Origin of the sequence: Methylotuvimicrobium buryatense, assembly GCF_005931095.1 — a bacterium.
GTDB lineage: Bacteria > Pseudomonadota > Gammaproteobacteria > Methylococcales > Methylomonadaceae > Methylotuvimicrobium > Methylotuvimicrobium buryatense.
Genome location: NZ_CP035467.1, coordinates 3541620 through 3559714 on the forward strand (window position 1 = coordinate 3541620; position 18095 = coordinate 3559714).

Below are 18095 nucleotides of genomic sequence, written 5' to 3' on the forward strand. Positions count from 1 at the left end.
TCCTGATTAGCCGGCTTTATTATAAGAACCGTTTATTTCAACGCCATCCTGGTATGGCACATTACAAGTAAAAGAGAGTGTTATGTCCGAGTTAGTTACAGGTACCGTTAAGTGGTTCAATGATGAGAAAGGTTTTGGATTTATTGAACAAGAAGGCGGCAAAGATGTCTTCGTTCACCACAGCGCAATCAACGGCACCGGCCGGAAAACTTTGCGTGAAGGCCAAAAGGTCACGATGGAAGTGAGCCAAGGTCAAAAAGGCCCTCAAGCAGAGAACGTAACACCTGCTTAAGTCCGATTTAAAAAACGCCCGTTTCTAACGGGCGTTTTTGTATCGAACGATTGTATCAATCGTTGTCATAGTCTTTCAAATCGGCTTCGTGACATATTTTCTTCGCGACAAAAAGTCAGCTAAACGAATTGACTCTTTGAAAATACCTGTATTTCCCGAACACAAGTATTGCCGCCGCATTTATATTCGTTTACTTTATATCTATCCGTTGTTGGTTGCATTTTTGATTCCGCTTGATGATAATCGATTGCCTAGCAATACGCATGATATAACATAACTTCCTAGAGCAAGCCAAGCGAGGCGCGTATCCGCTTCAATCATTTCGTTTATCCCAAAACAGTATTGCCTATGAAAAGCCGATTCTTAATCCCACTCCTGTCGCTTTGCCTATTTTCCGGTCCCAGTTTGGCTGAAAATCGCCATCATGATGCTCATACTCATGGCGCCGCCGAACTGAATATTGTCATCGAGAACGATACCGTGTTAATCGAATTCGAATCCCCGGCGGTCAATTTAATCGGCTTCGAACATAAGCCCCGAACCGATGCGCAGCAACTCGAATTGCAAAAGGCTTTGGCGTTATTGAATGACGTCGAAATCATTGTATCGTTCGAAAAAGGCGAATGCCGCGTAACCGAAACGCATATCCGTGGGCCTTTCGATAATGCCGATCAAGAAGAACCGGAACATGGCAAACGGGAAGAACATTCCGAATTCCACGCCACTTATAGCTTATCTTGCCAAGATGCCTCAGTTATCGGCTCTGTCAGCACACGGTTATTCGACCATTTTCCCGGTTTCGAAGCCATTCGAGTTCGCTGGGTCGGTAGCAAAGGGCAAGGCTCGGCACTCTTGAATAATCAATCGACGATTTTTTCGATCGAATAAAATAGAATCTATTCTTCCTCGTAATCGTCGATCGTTGCGACTTGCATCGAATAGGCCGATACGGCTTTGCCGGTACCAACATCCTTACTGAATAGAGCGGTCTTCAATACGCCTTGAAACCAAAAAGGCATATAGAGATCTTGCAATTTAAAGCCCTTAGGATAGACGACATGGATCAACTGATTGGGCGGCGGCGGCGGAACATGGATACAAGCCCCGAAATACGGCACGACGAAAAACTCGGTAACCTGCTGTTTGTCGTTAAACTCCAAAGGCACCATAAAACCCGGGATCCGAACTTTAGTCTCGTTTAATTCCGACCTCACGTCGGTCGAAACCAAAGCCTTTTGATAGGCACTGTCCGCCGCCTGTTCGATGGCTTGACGCACTTGATTCGAAATCTGCGAATCGATCGGGATTTCCGGCGTATCGTGCATGATCTCCGGTCCGTTCATTAGGGCATCCAAATCGCTTTGCGGCATCAAGTCGGTCCATTCGAGGGTCTTATAACTATCCGCCGACACCGACAAAACCGGCATCGCCAACGCCAAGCACAAGATGAGGTTTAACAAGGTATGAACTATTTTCATCGGAAAGTAACCTATAGTGATTTCGTGTAACATTATAGCTTTTAGCAACACACTCTCGCACCCGCATGACAGATTTCGACTATGCACTCGATCTCCAAAACGTCTCTTTCAGTTGGCATAAACGCCATGCACCGGTATTGAAGATTGCCGAGTGGCGTGTCGAACCGGGCCGGCGTATTTTTTTGCACGGCGCATCGGGCTCCGGCAAATCAACCTTACTGAGCTTAATCAGCGGCATACTCGTTCCGACAAGCGGGCAAATTAAAATCCTCGGCACCGACTTGGCCCGTATCGGCGGCATGGCCCGCGACCGCTTCCGTGCGCGCCATATCGGCGTTATTTTTCAGCAGTTTAATCTGCTGCCCTATCTGTCTGTCGAAGCAAATATCGAACTGGCCGTTAAATTCGGTCACCGGCCGATTTTAAATAAAGACTCGATTGCCGAACTCACCGACCGTTTGGGTCTGGATCGGTCGATTCTTAAGCGAAAAGCCAGCCAACTGAGTGTCGGACAACAACAACGCGTCGCGGTCGCCAGAGCCTTGATAAACCATCCAGAATTGATTATCGCTGACGAACCGACTTCTTCTTTGGACAGCGATACGCGCGATGAATTCATGCGCGTTTTACTCGAATCGGCCGCCCTGAATCGAACCACGGTTATTTTTGTCAGTCATGATAAATCGCTGGGGCACTATTTCGACCAAGAAATCAGCCTACATGATCTGATGCAAGCCGGAGAAACGAAAGCATGATCTTAAAACTGGCCATTGCCAGCCTTTGGAACCGAAAACTCACCGTAACGCTGACCGTGTTATCGATCGCGGTCGGCGTTTTTCTATTGCTGGGCGTCGAACATATTCGCAGCGAAGCCAAGAGCAGCTTCAGTAAAACGGTCTCGGGCGTGGATCTGATCGTCGGCGCCCGCACCGGCCCATTGAACTTGCTGCTTTACTCGGTATTTCATATCGGCAATGCTTCGAACAATATCTCTTGGCAAAGCTACCGGGAGTTCTCGCAAAAACCCGAAGTAGCCTGGAGTATTCCGATTTCGCTCGGCGACTCGCATAAAGGCTACCGCGTGGTAGGTACCAGCCGGGATTTTTTCGAGCATTTTCATTATGGGCAAAAGCAAAACCTGGTGTTTAGATCTGGCCGCGCCTTCGATGGCGTCTACGAGGCGGTAGTCGGCGCACAAGTCGCCAAAACGCTAGACTACCAACCCGGCCAATCGATAACGCTGGCGCACGGCATCGCTAAAGTCGGGTTCAGCAAACACGACGACAAACCGTTTATTGTGACCGGCATTCTCGCCCCGACCGGGACGCCGGTCGACCAAGCGGTTTATGTTAGCTTGGCGGGCATCGAAGCGATACATATCGATTGGCAAGGCGGCGTGCGCATACTGGGCCGTTCGATTGGCGCCGAAGACGCGCTCAAACATGATTTAACACCGAAATCGATAACCGCCTTCATGGTCGGTTTAAACTCGAAAATCTCATTGTTTTCACTGCAACGGGAAATCAATAACTACCGAGACGAGGCCTTAGTCGGCATCATGCCGGGCATCACGCTGATGGAACTATGGCAAATGGTAGGCGCGCTCGAAAACATTCTGCAATTGATTTCGATACTGGTTTTGTTTGCAACGCTTATGGGACTGTCGACGATGCTGTTGGCCTCGATGAAAGAACGCGAGCGTGAAATGGCAGTGCTGCGCGCAATCGGTGCACATGCCGGGTCGTTGTTTTTTCTGATCGAAATCGAAGCGTTGGTTATCACAATAACCGGAATTCTAGTCGGCAGCACAGCCCTTTGCATTGCCCTATTGACTACTCGAGCGGAACTCAGCGAACAATACGGCCTGTTCATCGGCATCAATCCGTTTACGCCGCTTACTTTCCAATATTTACTTGGAATTTTAGCGGTCTCGTTCTCACTGGCATTGCTACCGTCGATTTCAGCGTATCGCAATTCGCTGGGCAGCGGTTTGGTTGTTAGAACTTAGCTAAGCGGTGAATGGTGAATGGTGAATGGTGAATGGTGAATGGTGAATGGTGAATGGTGAATGGTGAATGGTGAATGGTGAATGGTGAATGGTGAATGGTGAATGGTGAATGGTTCGGCATTTAATCCATTTGTCAAGCCCTAATTTCCCCTTTCCCCTTTCCCCTTTCCCCTTTCCCCTTTCCTCTTTCCTCTTTCCTCTTTCCTCTTTCCCCTAATTCAAGACTCCCCCAACCCCTCTCCATGTCTATGATGTTTATGATGTTCATGCCGTTTTTTTCCACGCTCTATTCGCTTTAACCAATACGCCGCTTCTTGCTTGACATCGGCCACATTCAGCACCGCTTCCAACGAATGACGAGCCAGCGTTTCATCTTGAGACTTGAGGGCCGCGATACCCAGCCACAAACGCGCATGCGCCTTGCGCTTTAAACCGCCTTTACGCAAGCTTTTTTGAAACTCCTGCTTGGCGATTGTCCAATCGCCGCGTTGCATCGCGATACGCCCGGATAACAGATAATCTTCACCGTTTGGAGAGATCGCCGCCGCCTCGGTTAAAACCTGTCGAGCTCTATTGTGTTCTCGTGCCAATTGCCAGCAACCAAACAAGAGTTTCAAGTTTTCATAATTGCGAGAAACCCGCTTATTCTCGATTTCCGTTTCGAGCAATCGAGCCGCCTTAGACGGATAACCTTGTTGGGCATGGAATTTCACCAAATTCAAAACGTCTTCTTGCCGGACTTCACCGATAAAATACGCCAACATCATTGTGGATATTGCCCGGTCATGGCGATTTTGTTGGGCGTAGAGACCGCTTAAATAACGCCACCATTCACGTTTATTGGGCGAATCGGCGATCAAGCGCTTAACAAGCGGTTCGGCTTTCGAATAGTCTTTGCTTTCGACATAAAGCGACAACAATAATTGAATCCACTCGGCCGGCGGCGACTTTTTTAGCGCCACGGCTCTTTCCAAATGACGGGTTGCCGAACGGGACATGTTCGCACGATAGGCGGCATAGGCCACCATATAATAAATATCCGCATCGGCTCTCGGCTCTCTTTGCAGCCACTGGTCCAAATGCGTCACGCTCTCCCGATAGGCTTCCAAATGAAAAGCCGCTTGACCGGCAATGTTACGAAGTCCATGCTCCGCATCGGCATCGAGCAGTTTACTGTTTAGGGCCGCGTTAGCGGCTTGCCTGGCACCGCGAAAATCGTTCGCTCCGGAATAGGCATAAGCTAGATATTGCTGAACGACCGCATGGTCGTAAGGCTTGCCGGCAACCTGGCTTTGGATTGTTCTCAACTGACGCAAGGCTTGCTCGGATTGCCCTTTACGCAAAGCCTCATCGGCCTCCTTAAGGACCTTGAAAGTTTCTTCGCTAACAGCCTTTTCCTGGGCCTGAACCGCCAGCGCACTAAACAGAGTCAACCCAACTAAAAAACCGGTCCTAAGCAATCGAAAGTAAGTTTGTTTATTCATTAATTTAACGTGAATGCAAAAAGTTGCCGAGCGCGTACCGACACAGAATTACCTTGCTCATCTCGACGCGGCTGAAAACGCCAGCGCCGAACCGCTTGTAATGCAGCCCGGTCGAAAGCACCGGAAGGCTTACTGTGAATTACGACCGGATCGGTCACGGCCCCTTCGGTCGTTACCGTAAATTCAATGAGAACTTCGCCCTCGACTCGGCGAAAACGTAATCGATCAGGATAGTTAGGTTGAACACGAGATATTGCCGTCAACTCATCGGCCATGATGAAAGACGGTGCAACCGGAGCGGAACCGCGCCCGGTTCCCGGGACAGTTCCGAGCTTGCCCGTCTTGCTTTGTCCGCCGCTGATCACGGCCGGCAGGGTCGGGCCCGAAACATTCATCCGAGGACTTGCAGGCACATCGACTCTCAATGCCGGCACCTGCAAGGGTAAAGCCCGCAAATCAGCAGCCGGAGAACTTTGCTGAGGCATTGGCTCGGAGAAGGTTTCCGGTTTTTGCGGCTCGGGTTTCGGCGGCGTTTTTCTTGGCGAACGCGAAAGCGCCTCCGGCTCCGGCCTTTGCCGAATAAAGTCGAAAAATGCCGAATCGGTGGTTCGAATCCATTGCTTGTCTTGTTCGGCGGTAACCAATTGGATCATGATCCAAAACAGCAGCAAGTTGATCGCCGATGCAGCCGTGAATGTCAGCGCCAGTCTCATAACTCTTCGCTTGCGGCCACCGCGACGCGGGCGATTCCGGCTAGCCTTGCCTGATCCAAGACTTGCATGACGATTCCGGTTTCCGAGCGCTTATCGGCCAATATTAACGCCGAGGCTTCGGGAGATTCGGCGTGCAAGCGTTCGACATGACCGCGCACCGCTCGCACGTCGACTTGTTGTTGTTCGATCCAGACTTCGCCGTCTTTGGTTACGGCGATCAAAATGCCTGCCTGATCCTGGCGTTCGGCGGTCTGCGCCGTCGGGCGATCGACCTCGACGCCGGTTTCCTTGACGAACGACGAATTGACCACAAAAAAAATCAATAGAATGAACACCATATCGATCAACGGCGTCACATTGAGCCCGGCTCCGAAACTCGGCTGGCGAGTATGTTGACGTTGCATTAGCGTAATCTCATCATTCGGTTAATTGGGAAGTAAATTTCTCGCGCGCGCGTCTGGCGCGGGATTCGAGATTGGCGGCGAAGAACAAACCCGACAAGGCCGTAATCAAGCCCGCCATCGTCGTGATCAGCGCTTCCGATATGCCGGCGGCCATGCCGCGCGCATTGCCGGCGCCGAACGCATTGATCACTTCGAAAACCTTGATCATCCCCGACACGGTCCCAAGCAGCCCGAGTAACGGCAAGATTTGCGTCAAAATGTCAACCGTCTTGAGTCCGCGCAACACTTGCGAAAAATATTGCGAAGCCAAGCCTTCCTTCAAGCGTTGCTGGCAAAAATGCCGCGAAGCCGAACGATTTCGCCAATAATCCAATAATTCGGCCTGCAAGCGCGGCAATTGAAAATAAAAAAACCAGTACCGTTCCAATATCAACGTCCACATCAACACCGATACCACGAGAATCGCCCAAAGCAATCCGCCGCCTTGATCGAAAAAACTCAGCACCTTTTCCATAGTCTTTAACGCTCGGCTGCCGGTTGCTCGTATTGTTCGAACAATCGGGTACTTTGTTGATCGAGAATTTCGACGATACGATTGGCCTGGGCATGCAAGAAACTTTGCATCAACAATAACGGAATCGCGACCGCGAGACCGAGCTGCGTCGTCACCAAGGCATAAGAAATGCCGCCGGCCATCAATTTCGGATCGCCGGTACCGAACAGCGAAATCGACTGAAACGTTTCGATCATACCGATCACGGTGCCGAGCAAGCCCATCAGCGGCGTCACCGCGGCGAATACCGTCAGAGCCGTCAAACCGAAAAACAAGCGACTGCTTTCCTGGCCGACCGCTTCATCGAGACGCGCAGCTAGAATTTCGCTGCTTCTGGCCTGCACCGAAACGATGCTGTTTCTGAGTCTACCCAATGGATTATTGTCGAGATTCTCGTCCTTGAGCAATTGGCCTTTGATGCGCAGCCACGCCATCGACAAAACCGCACCGCGCCACAACACGATCAACAAGCCGGCGGCGCCGATCGCCAGTATCAAATAACCGATCGCGCCGCTCTGATTGATGCGCTCGATCAAGTCGGGCGATTCCACCAACAAGGCTAAAATCGCGCCTTTCGACGGATCGACCGCCATCATGCGCCAACCCTCCTGGGCTTGTTCCAATTCGAAAGCCATGCGCTGATGTCGCGGCGCGGGCTGCCGGGCGAGCTCGACTAATTTATGCCCGTCCGGTAAGAAACGCAGAAACTTGCCTTCCGACACGGCATTGAACGCGCCGACACGCGTCACCGCTTGCTGTTTTTCCTCGCCGTCCAAAGTAATAACAGGACCGGTAAAACGACTGACCTTGCCGGTTTCATGCATTTCATCGATCAAAACGAGCCAGAGGCTTTGCAAGGTTTCCATCGACACCGCCGATTCGCGTTGAATGATCTTATTCAGAAACTCGCCTCGATCCCGATATTGCGCCGAAATCATCGAACGGTCCAGTAACGAGCCGATTTCGGCGGCGTTTTGCTGCACCATCGCAAATAATTCGTTCAACTCGCCGGCTTGAGAAGCGATCTGCCCGTCCATCTCGGCCAACTTGTTTTCGTTCTCTTGAAACGAGCTACGCAGTTTCTCTGCTTTTTGATCGGCGGCGGCCAATTCGTTACGCAGTTTATTCAGCTTGGCTTGCTGCTGATCGCGCTCCTGAATGAAACGACGTTCGCGTTCTTGATCGAAACGAATGTCTTTGGCAGCCTCCCGGCGGACTTTAGAAACCAACTCATCCAAGGTCGAGACGGCATAAACCGGACTTAGAAATCCAAAAAGCGACAGAACCAAAATCCATTTAACCTGCTTCATGGCTTAACCTCCGGCGCCACGACAGGCAGCATCAGCAAATCGGGTGGCGTTTGCTTTTTCGCGACACGAATCGCCTGCTCAAGCGAATCGCGTTGCGCGGCATCGAGCGCAAGCCACTTTTGTTCGGACGGCATCCAGAAACCGCCTTCGTCGCCCTTGAGCGTCAGATAATACAAACCGACACGGCCCAGCCGTAAAAACTCGACCGAGCGCGGCTCGCCTTCGCCGTTCAAGGCGCCTTGATAGGACTCCAAGGTATGTCCGTACTCGGCCTCGACACGGTAGGCTTCCATGATACGCCGATATTTTTCGGTAACTGAGACATCGGAGCGGTGCATCATTTGCTTTAATTGCTGCAGGCGTTGCAAGCGTTCTTCAGGCAAAAAAGGTGAATCCAGGCTAACGAATTCGTCCAGCACGTCGATCATGCGCTGCAGAAACGGCACGATCTGCTGCTGCATTTCGACGATATCGCGCATTTGGGTTTCTTTTCTGTGCATTTCGGCTTTTTGATCGTCAACCAATCGCTCCATCTGTGCGACGTATGCCGATAAATCCTCCAGCCGGACGGCTCCGTTGCGATATTCGTCAAACATGGCTTGAGTCTGATCGTCCAGTTTGTCGATGCGTTTTTGAACTTGAGCACCTTGTTGCTGCGCGGAAAGTTGTTCCTGCAAGGCTTGATCGACGGCTCGTTGCGCGGGGGTCTGCGCACTAAACACGATAACGCTTAGCGCGAACAAACTTCGTAAAAAATGATTCATGGTTTTTATTGCACGAGAAGAAAATACAAAGGAATGATACAAAATAACATAAAACACCGCGAGGTTATTGATAGCGGTTTTACAACGAATTGTCAGGTCAGTAATGTAGAGTTTTATGCCAACTGACGAAAGCACCTTTAGGCGCTTTTAGCCAGCGCTGATCTTGCGGAACGAAAAGAGATTCGATTGACAGCCGCCGGCCAAGCAGAGTTTCACAAACTTTTCAATTATACCTTTCGCACTTCAAATTTCGGCATTGCTTAAGGAGGCGCCGGGGTGCCCGGTCATAAGCGCCAACTTAAGGAAGGAACGCGTCATTCCGCCAGGGATTGGCGGAATCCAGGGCCACGGTTGGCAATGCGTAGCACCACTTCCATGCAACATGGGTATCGACAACCCATACCGATATGACGAATAAAGCCATAAACGCACCATAGAATAGGCACTAAGTTGGCGCTTTGGAGTGCCCGGTCCCTCACCTAAGCTAGATGAGGGACCTACATAGACGTATTCACTGCGTCCTTTTACTAACACCTCGGTGCCGAATTTCGATCTACGATGGGTATATAATAGGGAGCAGATTCGAGCAAACAGAAGATAACGAGGATATTCGCTCCGCTTCTCCGCTATTTCGAAGTGCTATATCTATAAAAGCCGAACGGTTGGTATACAGATATTATGCTTACCATTCATACGACAACGTTACATAAACATTACGACCAATGCCGGGCAAGCGGTCGCCTATGTTCGTACCGTTTTCGATATTATTCGCTGCGCGGTTCAAGCCGTTCAGATGCACACGATATTCTTTATCGAGCAGGTTTTCGACACCCGCGCCAACCTGTAACCCTTTATAGAGTTCCGCCTGGCCGCGAATATTCCATAATGCATAACCGGATGTTTTAGGCTCTTCATTAAACTTCGAAACGTCCCCTTGACGCCAATAACCGACGACCTCAGTTCCAAGACTCCATCTCTCGTCGTCATAAAACAATGAAACCAAACCATTTAGGGGCGCGATACGGTAAAGATTATCGTCGGCATCGGCCCGGTCGCCCTTGACATAACTGATTATGCCGTCGACCCGCCAATTATCCATTAAGCGAAAACCGGCTTCGACATCGGTCCCATAAAGAATCGCATCGATATTCGCATATTGCAATAAAGGCATTCTTTGAGCCGGCGGAATCCCGGCCGCAGCATCTTGTGCATTAGATATCGCAATGGCCGATGCATTGGTGGCGCGCACGCCTTGAATATAGTCGTCAACGTAACGATAAAATGCCCGCGGCGCAAAATAAAACGAACCTTTTCGCCAAGTAATGCCTAGTTCGCCTTGATAGGATTTTTCAGGACTCACGTTCAAGTCGCCTATATAGCGATAGCCATCTGCCAAGCCACCGGTCGCTTCGAACGGCGCCCATAGGTAGCGTTCCTGATAACTCGGTGAACGAGTCTTACGAGCGAAGCCCAACTCCACTTCCAATTCATCCGTCAAGTTGTGGCGAATAATACCCGTCAAATCATAATTGAAATCGGTTTTTTCACGACTCTGATTATTAAAGTCGTTAACAATGGTTTGCCAATGTCCGCGCATAACTGGATTCGGAATCGATGTCATGCTCGTCGAAATATTGCGACTATTCATTTCGATGTGATTGACGCGAGCACCCAACTCAACAGTCCAATCTTGAACCGGCGAAACATTCCATTCAGCAAAAAAACCGTAACGATCTCGCTCGGCGCCATAAAAATTCTGAATGAAAAAGTCCGGAACATCTGGATTTGTCACCAATGCATCATGATTGGCATTATCTCCGTCGGCCCCGACCGTCATTAGACCCGACAATAGCGGAAAATCGATCGCCAGTCGGTAACCGAAACCGTCCGCTTCATTGGTCGACAAACGTTTTCCGGTAACCGGCGGCCGCCTCAGGCTAAAGTTATTCATCGTATGCCGAATATCCTGGTAGTTATAAGCCGCTTTGATGCCGACAACATCGTTGATTCGTCCCGAATAGCTCGTGGTCAATATGCCGCCTTCGGATAGAATGATATCCATCGGCAACGCAGGTGTACCGGTCGGACGGGTATGGTTATAGTTAAAATCGACATCGACGACATGCTCTTCGTAACGGAAGCCGTAGCCGACTTCGGCCGCTTCGCGGTCATGGCGGGTAGGCACGTTTTTACCGCCCGGATATCTGAAATCGTTACCGAATTCCTTACTACCGTATGCATGTAAACGATGATTCGCGGTCGCCACGCCATTATATAAGGCGCCATACCAGCCGTCGTTGGCACTATTGTAGCCCGCCGAAAATTTACCGGTCCAATCGTACAACTCGCCATCCTCAGTAAACTCCGGACGCTTTGTTTCCTGAACGATCGCGCCGCCGATCGTTTCGATACCGCTGCTAACCGGAGCAATGCCTCGATAAACTTTCAACAGACTGGTCATAGCCGCCGGCACATGACTCAACGGTGCATCCATGGAATTAGTACAAGCCGGCTTGTAGTTCATGCCCTTGAAATCGACATTGACTCTGTCGCCGAACAATCCCCGATATTGGGCAATTCCGGACAAGGGGCCGAGCCCGTTGACATTACCACCTGGCACACGCATCAGCAAATGTGCAGCATCATTAATACCGCCCTGCTCCGGCAACACGCCGGTCATGTTCGGACGAATGATCTCGCCGCGAATCTCCATGCGTTCGAGTTCGACGGTTTCTTTTTTCGGCTGTTTCTCTTCGTCTTTCTCCGCCTCCTGGGCAATTAAAGGTTGAGAAGCCAGAAGCGTTATAGGTATAGCGATTAAATTTGCGGAAATAGATTTTTTAAACTTCATAAGACTCAAAAGATAGGCTCGTTAAATGTACTTCAGCGTAATTAAAAAATGAGGCGCCCAACAAAAAATAGGAACGACACTATTTCAAAATTAAGCATTCATTATGGCGATCAAATTGGAAACAAATGTATTCACCGTGCTTTTATCGCACACCATCGATCAGAACTGGATTGACTTGACTTGACTTGACTTGCGCTTGCCGGGATATACAGGAAACCGAAATACCTGGAGACTCGCTGCAGAACCGATGCTCATATAGCTTCAAAGATCCGATACCTCCTGACACACTAAAACAGCCCCGGAAATTGGAGTTAAGTATAAGTTTTAAAACAATTTTTACCAAAAATCTTAGGATAATAACTGATCGGCACTTTATAAAGGCATTTTCTATGCCCTTTTTTATTACTATCGAACATTCTTTGCCTAGCCCAATTTTTTCAATGCGTTGAGCGAATCGCTAGCTACAAAAAAACTCTAACGTTAAAAATTAACTGCGTTATTTAACACAGTTTAATAGGTCATTTCACATACTTTATAAATCACACGTATTTTTGTACTTCGGCAACGATTGCGGTTTTATTACTCCCTTTGTACTCAAAAAATGGTTAGCTTTATGAAGGTATGGGCTGTGGCTAGCGAGGATGTCGGCAACAGGGAGATCTGCCGTCAAGCCCCCATGGATGTGTTTACGGCGGTCCTCGATAGACATATCCCATGCCTTTTATTCCAGCAATTCCCAATTTGGAGATCAAAAAGGGTGTGGGATATGCTTGGCGAGGATGTCGGCAGCAGGGAGCTGCCGCCAAGCCCCCATGGATGGGTTTACGGCGTTCCTCGACAAGCATACCCCACACCCTAAAATCGGCGAAACTGCTCAAACTAGGAATTGCTGCTTTTATTCTTAGGCGGTTTTTAAGTCAAAAGGGAGTATGTTAGGATCTTATACATATACCTTTAGCACTTCAAATTTCGGCAGTGCCCGAGGAGGCGCCGGGTTGTCCGACAAAGGCTTTGCCAGCATGGAGCCGGCATAGAGCCTACATGGACGTATTCACGGCGTCCTTTGGCGGACACCTAGGCGCCGAATTTTGATCTACGACGGGTATAAAATAATTGTCGCAAATAAAACTCCGGCTTCGAATCCATTGCAGCATAAATCAATGATCAGGCTGATCGTTTTTGAAAAATAGCTTCACCTCGTGCCAGGCTGAAACCATATTGCTTCGAATCGTTTGATAGACGACCGCCGCCCTGCCCTGCTCGGTCTCAGCCGAGACGGCGGCCTGATCCACGACGATAAAAGTTCCGGGTATCATGCCCATCCAACAACTCCACGGCACGACACCGCTTTCCGGTGGCGTAAATTCGACCGTTTGTTCGCCTTGCTGCAACTTGACTTCCAATCCGTATTGGGGCACGACGATCGCGTTATTACACGCCGTCAACTCCTTGCCATCGATGACCCATTTAACCGGTATGCCTTTACGCAAAGTAAATTGATTGGGCGAAAAACCGCTCCTCAGCACGTCCATATGAATAATCTGTTCAGTCGGGAATTCTTGAGTCTCGGCAACAACCGGCGAAAAATGCAGCGAAGCCCGCGCCAACATCGTATTGAAATCCATGCCGGTACCGGTAACCGCCAAGCCTCGATTCAACATAATTGCACCCAACGCCATCACAATCGCGCCGGATGCTTTCAGCAACTTCGGCGTCAAATTCACCGACAACAAGCTGGTCAGAAACCCGAAGCCCATCAATAAAGGCAGCGTGCCGAGGCCGAAAAAAAACAACAATACCGCGCCTTCTGTCCAACTGCCGGTGCCGGCCGCCATGACATACATTGCCTGCAGAGGTCCGCAAATAATCATCAAACCGTTCAGAAGTCCAATGACGAAAGGATTACTATGCTTGCGGTATTCCTTGCCGATGAAACGCATCACAAAACCAGGGGTTTTGATACGGAAGTGGCTCAATGAAGGAAACCAATCCAGCATATGTAAGCCGAACAAAATCAAAAAAATCCCGGCCGCGACACCGACCGCCCCCTGCGTATACGGCGTGAAGGCGACGACAGCACCGAAAGCGCCGAACAGAGCGCCAATGGCGGTATATGACAGAGTCTTGCCGATGCCGTACAGCAAATGCGCCCAATGCGACTTGTGTCCTTGTGCTGCGCTTTTGGCCGAATAACCGACAATCAGCGGCCCGCACATTCCGACGCAATGAAAACTGGTCAAAAAACCGACGACGAACAATAAACCATAGCCCATGTCTCGACTCAATGACGGCATGTCCGAATGATTCATGAACCAGCTATCGAGCCATAAAATCAGTCCGATACCCAATAGCGCCGCCAGGATGGAAAAAATTCGTTTTAAAACCTGTTGAACAGGACGCTTCATAGATGTTTCGTTGAGTTCAGACATGATTGCTTTGCTTTGAATATTGCTTTGAATAAAGTTTAATAAATCGAAGATATGCTATTTCAACCCAGAATCAGGATGCTTTACCCGCTTGCTTGATATCAATGATTTTCGATATTGGACGCCAGTCGAGAAATATACCCTTTGCTAGTCAAATTTCGGCGTCGGGGTGCCCGTCAAAGGACGCCGTGAATACGTCCATGTAGGCTCTATGACAGCATCCATGCTGCCAAAGCCTTTGCCGAACACCCCAGCGCCTCCATGCGTCAATGCCGAAATTTGAAGTGCGATGGGTATAAATAGGAAAGTTATTTACGACCGAATCCTAATACGATTAATACCACCGAGATGGAGAGACTTTGAAAGTATTCAATATAGCGAAATAACCATGAAGAGCATGAAGCAGCGAGCGTTGAAACTTATATATAATCAGGAAATCTTATTCAGTAAACCGTTCGTATAACCGATACGCGACCTCGCCGGCCGTTTTATCTTTCAGAAGTCGCCAGTTTTCGGGCATGCCGGTGAGATCGAGCCCGGTTTCCGTTTCAAGGTAGATTTTAGCCCGCGCGGACAACCAGCCTTTATCTTCGAGCCATTGACAGGTTTGTACCGCGAGACCTTTGCCGAAAGGCGGATCGAGAAAGACCAGGTCGAACGATTCGGCGTCGCCGGCCAAGTAGCGGAAGACATCCTGATTGACGATTTTGATTCGGTCGGTGGATAAAACAACGGTATTTTCTTTTAGATGCCGACAAGCCTGCGGATTACTTTCGACCTGCACGACCGATTTTGCGCCTCGCGACGCCGCCTCGAAACCCAGCGCGCCGCTGCCTGAATAGAGATCCAGGCAACGGCTGCCAAAAATATCGCCTCTCAACCAATTGAACAAGGTTTCCCGAACTCTGGCCGGCGTCGGGCGCAGTCCCGGTGCGTCGGTAAACCGTAGATTGCGACCGCGCCATTCGCCGGCGATGATTCTTAGCTTGTTTTGCACGGATTTATTGCGCTTCGCCGACGGTAATCGTTTGCAACAATTCGGAATCGACTCGCCGCTGAAAAGCGTCCTTGATCGCCTCGACGGTCACTGCATTCACCTTTTCCTGGAAGGTATCCAAGTAGTCGAGCGGCAGACCGTAAAATCCTATCATTTCAACATAACCAATCATTTTGCTATTGGTATCGAAACGCATGACGAAACCGCCCGTGATGTTTTGTTTTGCTGCGGTGAGCTCTTCCTCGGTCGGCCCGTCCTTGATGAATTCGGTCAAGGTTTGATTCAAGACTTCCAACGCTTTGTCGGCTTGATCGGTCCGCGTTTGCAGACCCATCGCAAAAGGCCCTTTGCGGTACATCGGTGCAAAATAGCTGTAAGTGTTATACGCTAGTCCGCGTTTTTCCCGGACTTCCTCGAATAATCTCGAAACCAGCATGCCGCCGCCAAGAATATGATTGCCGACATATAACGCGAAATAGTCGTCGTCATTGCGGTACGTTCCCGGCAGACCGCTCATGACATGGGTTTGCGCGGAAGGAAAAGTGATATGTTCGCGGCGGCCTTGCTTGGGCATCGCCACTTCCGGCAATTCGGCGGGTTTCTGTCCGGCAGGTAATGTCGCCAATAATTGCTCGGCAGTTTGTTCGGCTTGTTTTCGGCTCAAATCGCCGACGATGGCCACCATCGCATTGGCCGCCACATAGTACTGACGATAAAAGTTCTTAAGATCCTCCGCTTTCAAGGGTTCGACGGTCTCAATTTCGCCGGCGCTCGGATGCGCATAGGGATGCTGTCCATAAACCGCTTTATAAAAGGCAATATCGGCCAAGGTTGACGGCGAAGATTCTCGGTGCTTTAAACCGGCCAGCGTGCGCTGTTTTTCGCGCTGAAAATCGGCTTCCTCGAAACGCGGTTGAGTCAGGATGGTTTGCATCGTATCGACCGCTTTGTCGAATAGTTTCGGCTCGGTCAAAGTCCGTAACGACAACCAAGCCATATCGCGGGATACGCCGGTTCCGAAACGGGCGCCGACGCTTTCGAAACGCTGTGCAATCTGGTCGGCATTCCAATCGCCGGCACCGGTATCTAATAATCCTGAAGTCAACGCAGCGATCCCGAATTGCTGACCGTCACGCGCACTGCCGGCATCGAAAGTGACCCGGATATCGGCCATCGGCAGATTCGGAGCGGGTACGAAATACACTCTAGCCCCCAGTTTCGTTGTCCAGTGTTCAATGTTTGTTGCCGCCCAAGCGGACTGTCCTGTCAGTATCAATAACAGACTGATCAAAGCGATACGCATTATTTGCTCTCCTTAAGTTTTTCATTGCCGGTTTGTTCAGCGATCGGTTGCGGCACTAAATAGGCCACGCTCAGGTTGTTATCGGTAAAATATTTTTTAGCGACCTCGCGCACTTGTTCGGCGGTTACCTGATTGACTTTGTCGACATATTCGTCGGCTTTTTGCCAACCTAAACCGACGGTTTCATTGATACCCAGTTGCATGCCTTGATAAAACATCGAATCGCGCTCGTAGGTAGCATTCGCGAGCACCTGCGCTTTAATACGCTGCAATTCTTCCGGTTGCACCAACTCATACTTGAGTTTTTCGATTTCTTCCTTTAAGGCCGCTTCTAATTCTTGGTGACTCTTCCCTTGTGCGGGCGTCGCGTCAAACATGAACAACTCATCGAGTCTGGAACTCAAGTTATAGCCGGCCCCTGCCGCCACCGCGATCTGTTTGCCCCTGACCAACCCGGACTCCAAGCGCGCACTACTGCCACCGTCCAAAATGCCCGCCATCACTTCCAATGCGTAGGCTTCCCACTCGTGTTCGGCCGTGTTCAGCACCGGGACTTTATAACCCATGACCAGATACGGCAATTTATCGGGCAAATTGACGATCATGCGCCGTATGCCAAGTTGCTCGACTTCGGTTTGCGGTTTGACCGGCTTGATATCGCTGGGCTTGAGCGGTCCGAAATATTTTTCGGCCAATGCGAACACCGTTTTCGGTTCGACATCGCCGATGACGACCAATGTGGCGTTATTCGGCGCATACCATTTTTGATACCATGCCTCGAGATCGGCAATCGTGTAGTTCTCTATGTCCGTCGGCCAGCCGATAATCGGATTTTTGTAGGGGCTGTTCGAATAAGCCAGTGCGGCGAAATGCTCCTGGGTTTTGGATCGAGGCTTATCGTCGGTGCGCATCCGACGCTCTTCGTAAACGACTTGCAGTTCTTTTTGTAATTCCTCATCCAGTAGCTTGAGATTACGCATCCGATCGGCTTCCAGTTTGAAGCTGACTTCTAAACGGGATTTTTCCATCGTCTGGAAATAAGCCGTATAATCGCGACCGGTAAAAGCGTTTTCGTTGCCGCCGTTGGCCGCGATGATTCGGGAAAATTCGCCGGGTTTGAGCTCGTCGGTACCCTTGAACATCATGTGTTCGAGCATATGAGAAATGCCGGTAATGCCGCCGGGCTCGTAGCTGGAACCGACTTTGTACCAGACTTGGGAAACCGCGACTGGCGAGCGGTGATCCTCTTTGACCAGGATTTTCAAACCATTGTCTAAAATCCGTTCGTGTACTTTAACCGCCGCTTGTGCCGGCAACAAGAACATGCCGGATAATACCGCACTCGCAATTTGCAACTTCATAACATCCTCTCTGTAGTAAGGTTAACGCGTCCGACTATTTGATAAATCAATAGTTCACTGTATTCTATACTTCGCGCGGTCACATTTTCGGCTTTCTGACGCGCTCTTTTGTCCGGTAGCTGCGTTGCGAAAACAGTTACATAGCTTGCTA

General features: G+C 50.0%; 16 protein-coding genes. 4 read left to right on the forward strand and 12 right to left on the reverse strand.

The annotated features are described in order from the left end of the window. Nucleotides 1–82: 82 nt before the first annotated feature. Both EQU24_RS15745 and EQU24_RS15750 read left to right on the forward strand, forming a co-directional pair. Complete coding sequence (locus EQU24_RS15745; RefSeq protein WP_014149441.1) at nt 83–292, forward strand: cold-shock protein; 210 nt, start codon at nt 83–85, stop codon at nt 290–292. Between the two features lie 348 nt (nt 293–640). After that, the gene (locus EQU24_RS15750; protein WP_017842671.1) at nt 641–1180 is read left to right on the forward strand and encodes a DUF2796 domain-containing protein; all 540 of its coding nucleotides are present in this window, start codon (nt 641–643) and stop codon (nt 1178–1180) included. An 8-nt stretch (nt 1181–1188) separates the two neighbouring features. Here EQU24_RS15750 and EQU24_RS15755 read toward each other — a convergent pair whose 3' ends face one another. After that, nucleotides 1189–1770 (reverse strand): DUF3299 domain-containing protein, encoded by a 582-nt coding sequence (locus EQU24_RS15755; protein ID WP_017842670.1) that lies wholly within the window; start codon nt 1768–1770, stop codon nt 1189–1191. A 65-nt stretch (nt 1771–1835) separates the two neighbouring features. On the opposite strand from EQU24_RS15755, the gene EQU24_RS15760 reads away from it, so the two are divergent. Next, nucleotides 1836–2525 carry an ABC transporter ATP-binding protein gene (locus EQU24_RS15760; RefSeq protein WP_017842669.1) on the forward strand — a complete coding sequence of 230 codons (690 nt, stop codon included), beginning with the start codon at nt 1836–1838 and terminating at the stop codon, nt 2523–2525. After that, nucleotides 2522–3778: an ABC transporter permease gene (locus tag EQU24_RS15765; protein ID WP_017842668.1), complete on the forward strand. Its 1257-nt coding sequence runs from the start codon at nt 2522–2524 to the stop codon at nt 3776–3778. Before EQU24_RS15760 ends, EQU24_RS15765 begins: the two co-directional genes overlap by 4 nt. A 218-nt stretch (nt 3779–3996) precedes the next feature. On the opposite strand, the gene EQU24_RS15770 is transcribed toward EQU24_RS15765, so the two are convergent. From EQU24_RS15770 to EQU24_RS15825, 11 genes are all read right to left on the reverse strand, one after another. After that, entirely contained in the window at nt 3997–5262 is a 1266-nt protein-coding gene (locus tag EQU24_RS15770) for a tetratricopeptide repeat protein (RefSeq protein WP_017842667.1), read from the reverse strand. Further along, nucleotides 5262–5975 (reverse strand): energy transducer TonB, encoded by a 714-nt coding sequence (locus EQU24_RS15775; RefSeq protein ID WP_014149447.1) that lies wholly within the window; start codon nt 5973–5975, stop codon nt 5262–5264. The genes EQU24_RS15770 and EQU24_RS15775 overlap by 1 nt, the downstream gene beginning before the upstream one ends. Continuing rightward, nucleotides 5972–6379 (reverse strand): ExbD/TolR family protein, encoded by a 408-nt coding sequence (locus EQU24_RS15780; RefSeq protein ID WP_014149448.1) that lies wholly within the window; start codon nt 6377–6379, stop codon nt 5972–5974. The genes EQU24_RS15775 and EQU24_RS15780 overlap by 4 nt, the downstream gene beginning before the upstream one ends. A gap of 13 nt (nt 6380–6392) precedes the next feature. Then, complete coding sequence (locus tag EQU24_RS15785) at nt 6393–6893, reverse strand: MotA/TolQ/ExbB proton channel family protein (protein ID WP_014149449.1); 501 nt, start codon at nt 6891–6893, stop codon at nt 6393–6395. Between the two features lie 5 nt (nt 6894–6898). Continuing rightward, nucleotides 6899–8242 carry a MotA/TolQ/ExbB proton channel family protein gene (locus EQU24_RS15790; protein ID WP_017842666.1) on the reverse strand — a complete coding sequence of 448 codons (1344 nt, stop codon included), beginning with the start codon at nt 8240–8242 and terminating at the stop codon, nt 6899–6901. Beyond that, nucleotides 8239–9006 carry a DUF3450 domain-containing protein gene (locus EQU24_RS15795; RefSeq protein WP_017842665.1) on the reverse strand — a complete coding sequence of 256 codons (768 nt, stop codon included), beginning with the start codon at nt 9004–9006 and terminating at the stop codon, nt 8239–8241. The genes EQU24_RS15790 and EQU24_RS15795 overlap by 4 nt, the downstream gene beginning before the upstream one ends. A gap of 682 nt (nt 9007–9688) precedes the next feature. Next, the gene (locus EQU24_RS15800) at nt 9689–11857 is read right to left on the reverse strand and encodes a TonB-dependent receptor plug domain-containing protein (RefSeq protein WP_017842664.1); all 2169 of its coding nucleotides are present in this window, start codon (nt 11855–11857) and stop codon (nt 9689–9691) included. Nucleotides 11858–13014: 1157 nt separating this feature from the next. Further along, nucleotides 13015–14286 carry a sulfite exporter TauE/SafE family protein gene (locus tag EQU24_RS15810; protein ID WP_235726437.1) on the reverse strand — a complete coding sequence of 424 codons (1272 nt, stop codon included), beginning with the start codon at nt 14284–14286 and terminating at the stop codon, nt 13015–13017. A 436-nt stretch (nt 14287–14722) separates the two neighbouring features. After that, nucleotides 14723–15280 carry a 16S rRNA (guanine(966)-N(2))-methyltransferase RsmD gene (gene rsmD, locus EQU24_RS15815; RefSeq protein ID WP_017842660.1) on the reverse strand — a complete coding sequence of 186 codons (558 nt, stop codon included), beginning with the start codon at nt 15278–15280 and terminating at the stop codon, nt 14723–14725. A gap of 4 nt (nt 15281–15284) precedes the next feature. Further along, the gene (locus tag EQU24_RS15820; protein WP_017842659.1) at nt 15285–16583 is read right to left on the reverse strand and encodes a M16 family metallopeptidase; all 1299 of its coding nucleotides are present in this window, start codon (nt 16581–16583) and stop codon (nt 15285–15287) included. Continuing rightward, entirely contained in the window at nt 16583–17944 is a 1362-nt protein-coding gene (locus tag EQU24_RS15825; RefSeq protein WP_017842658.1) for a M16 family metallopeptidase, read from the reverse strand. Before EQU24_RS15825 ends, EQU24_RS15820 begins: the two co-directional genes overlap by 1 nt. Nucleotides 17945–18095: the final 151 nt, after the last annotated feature.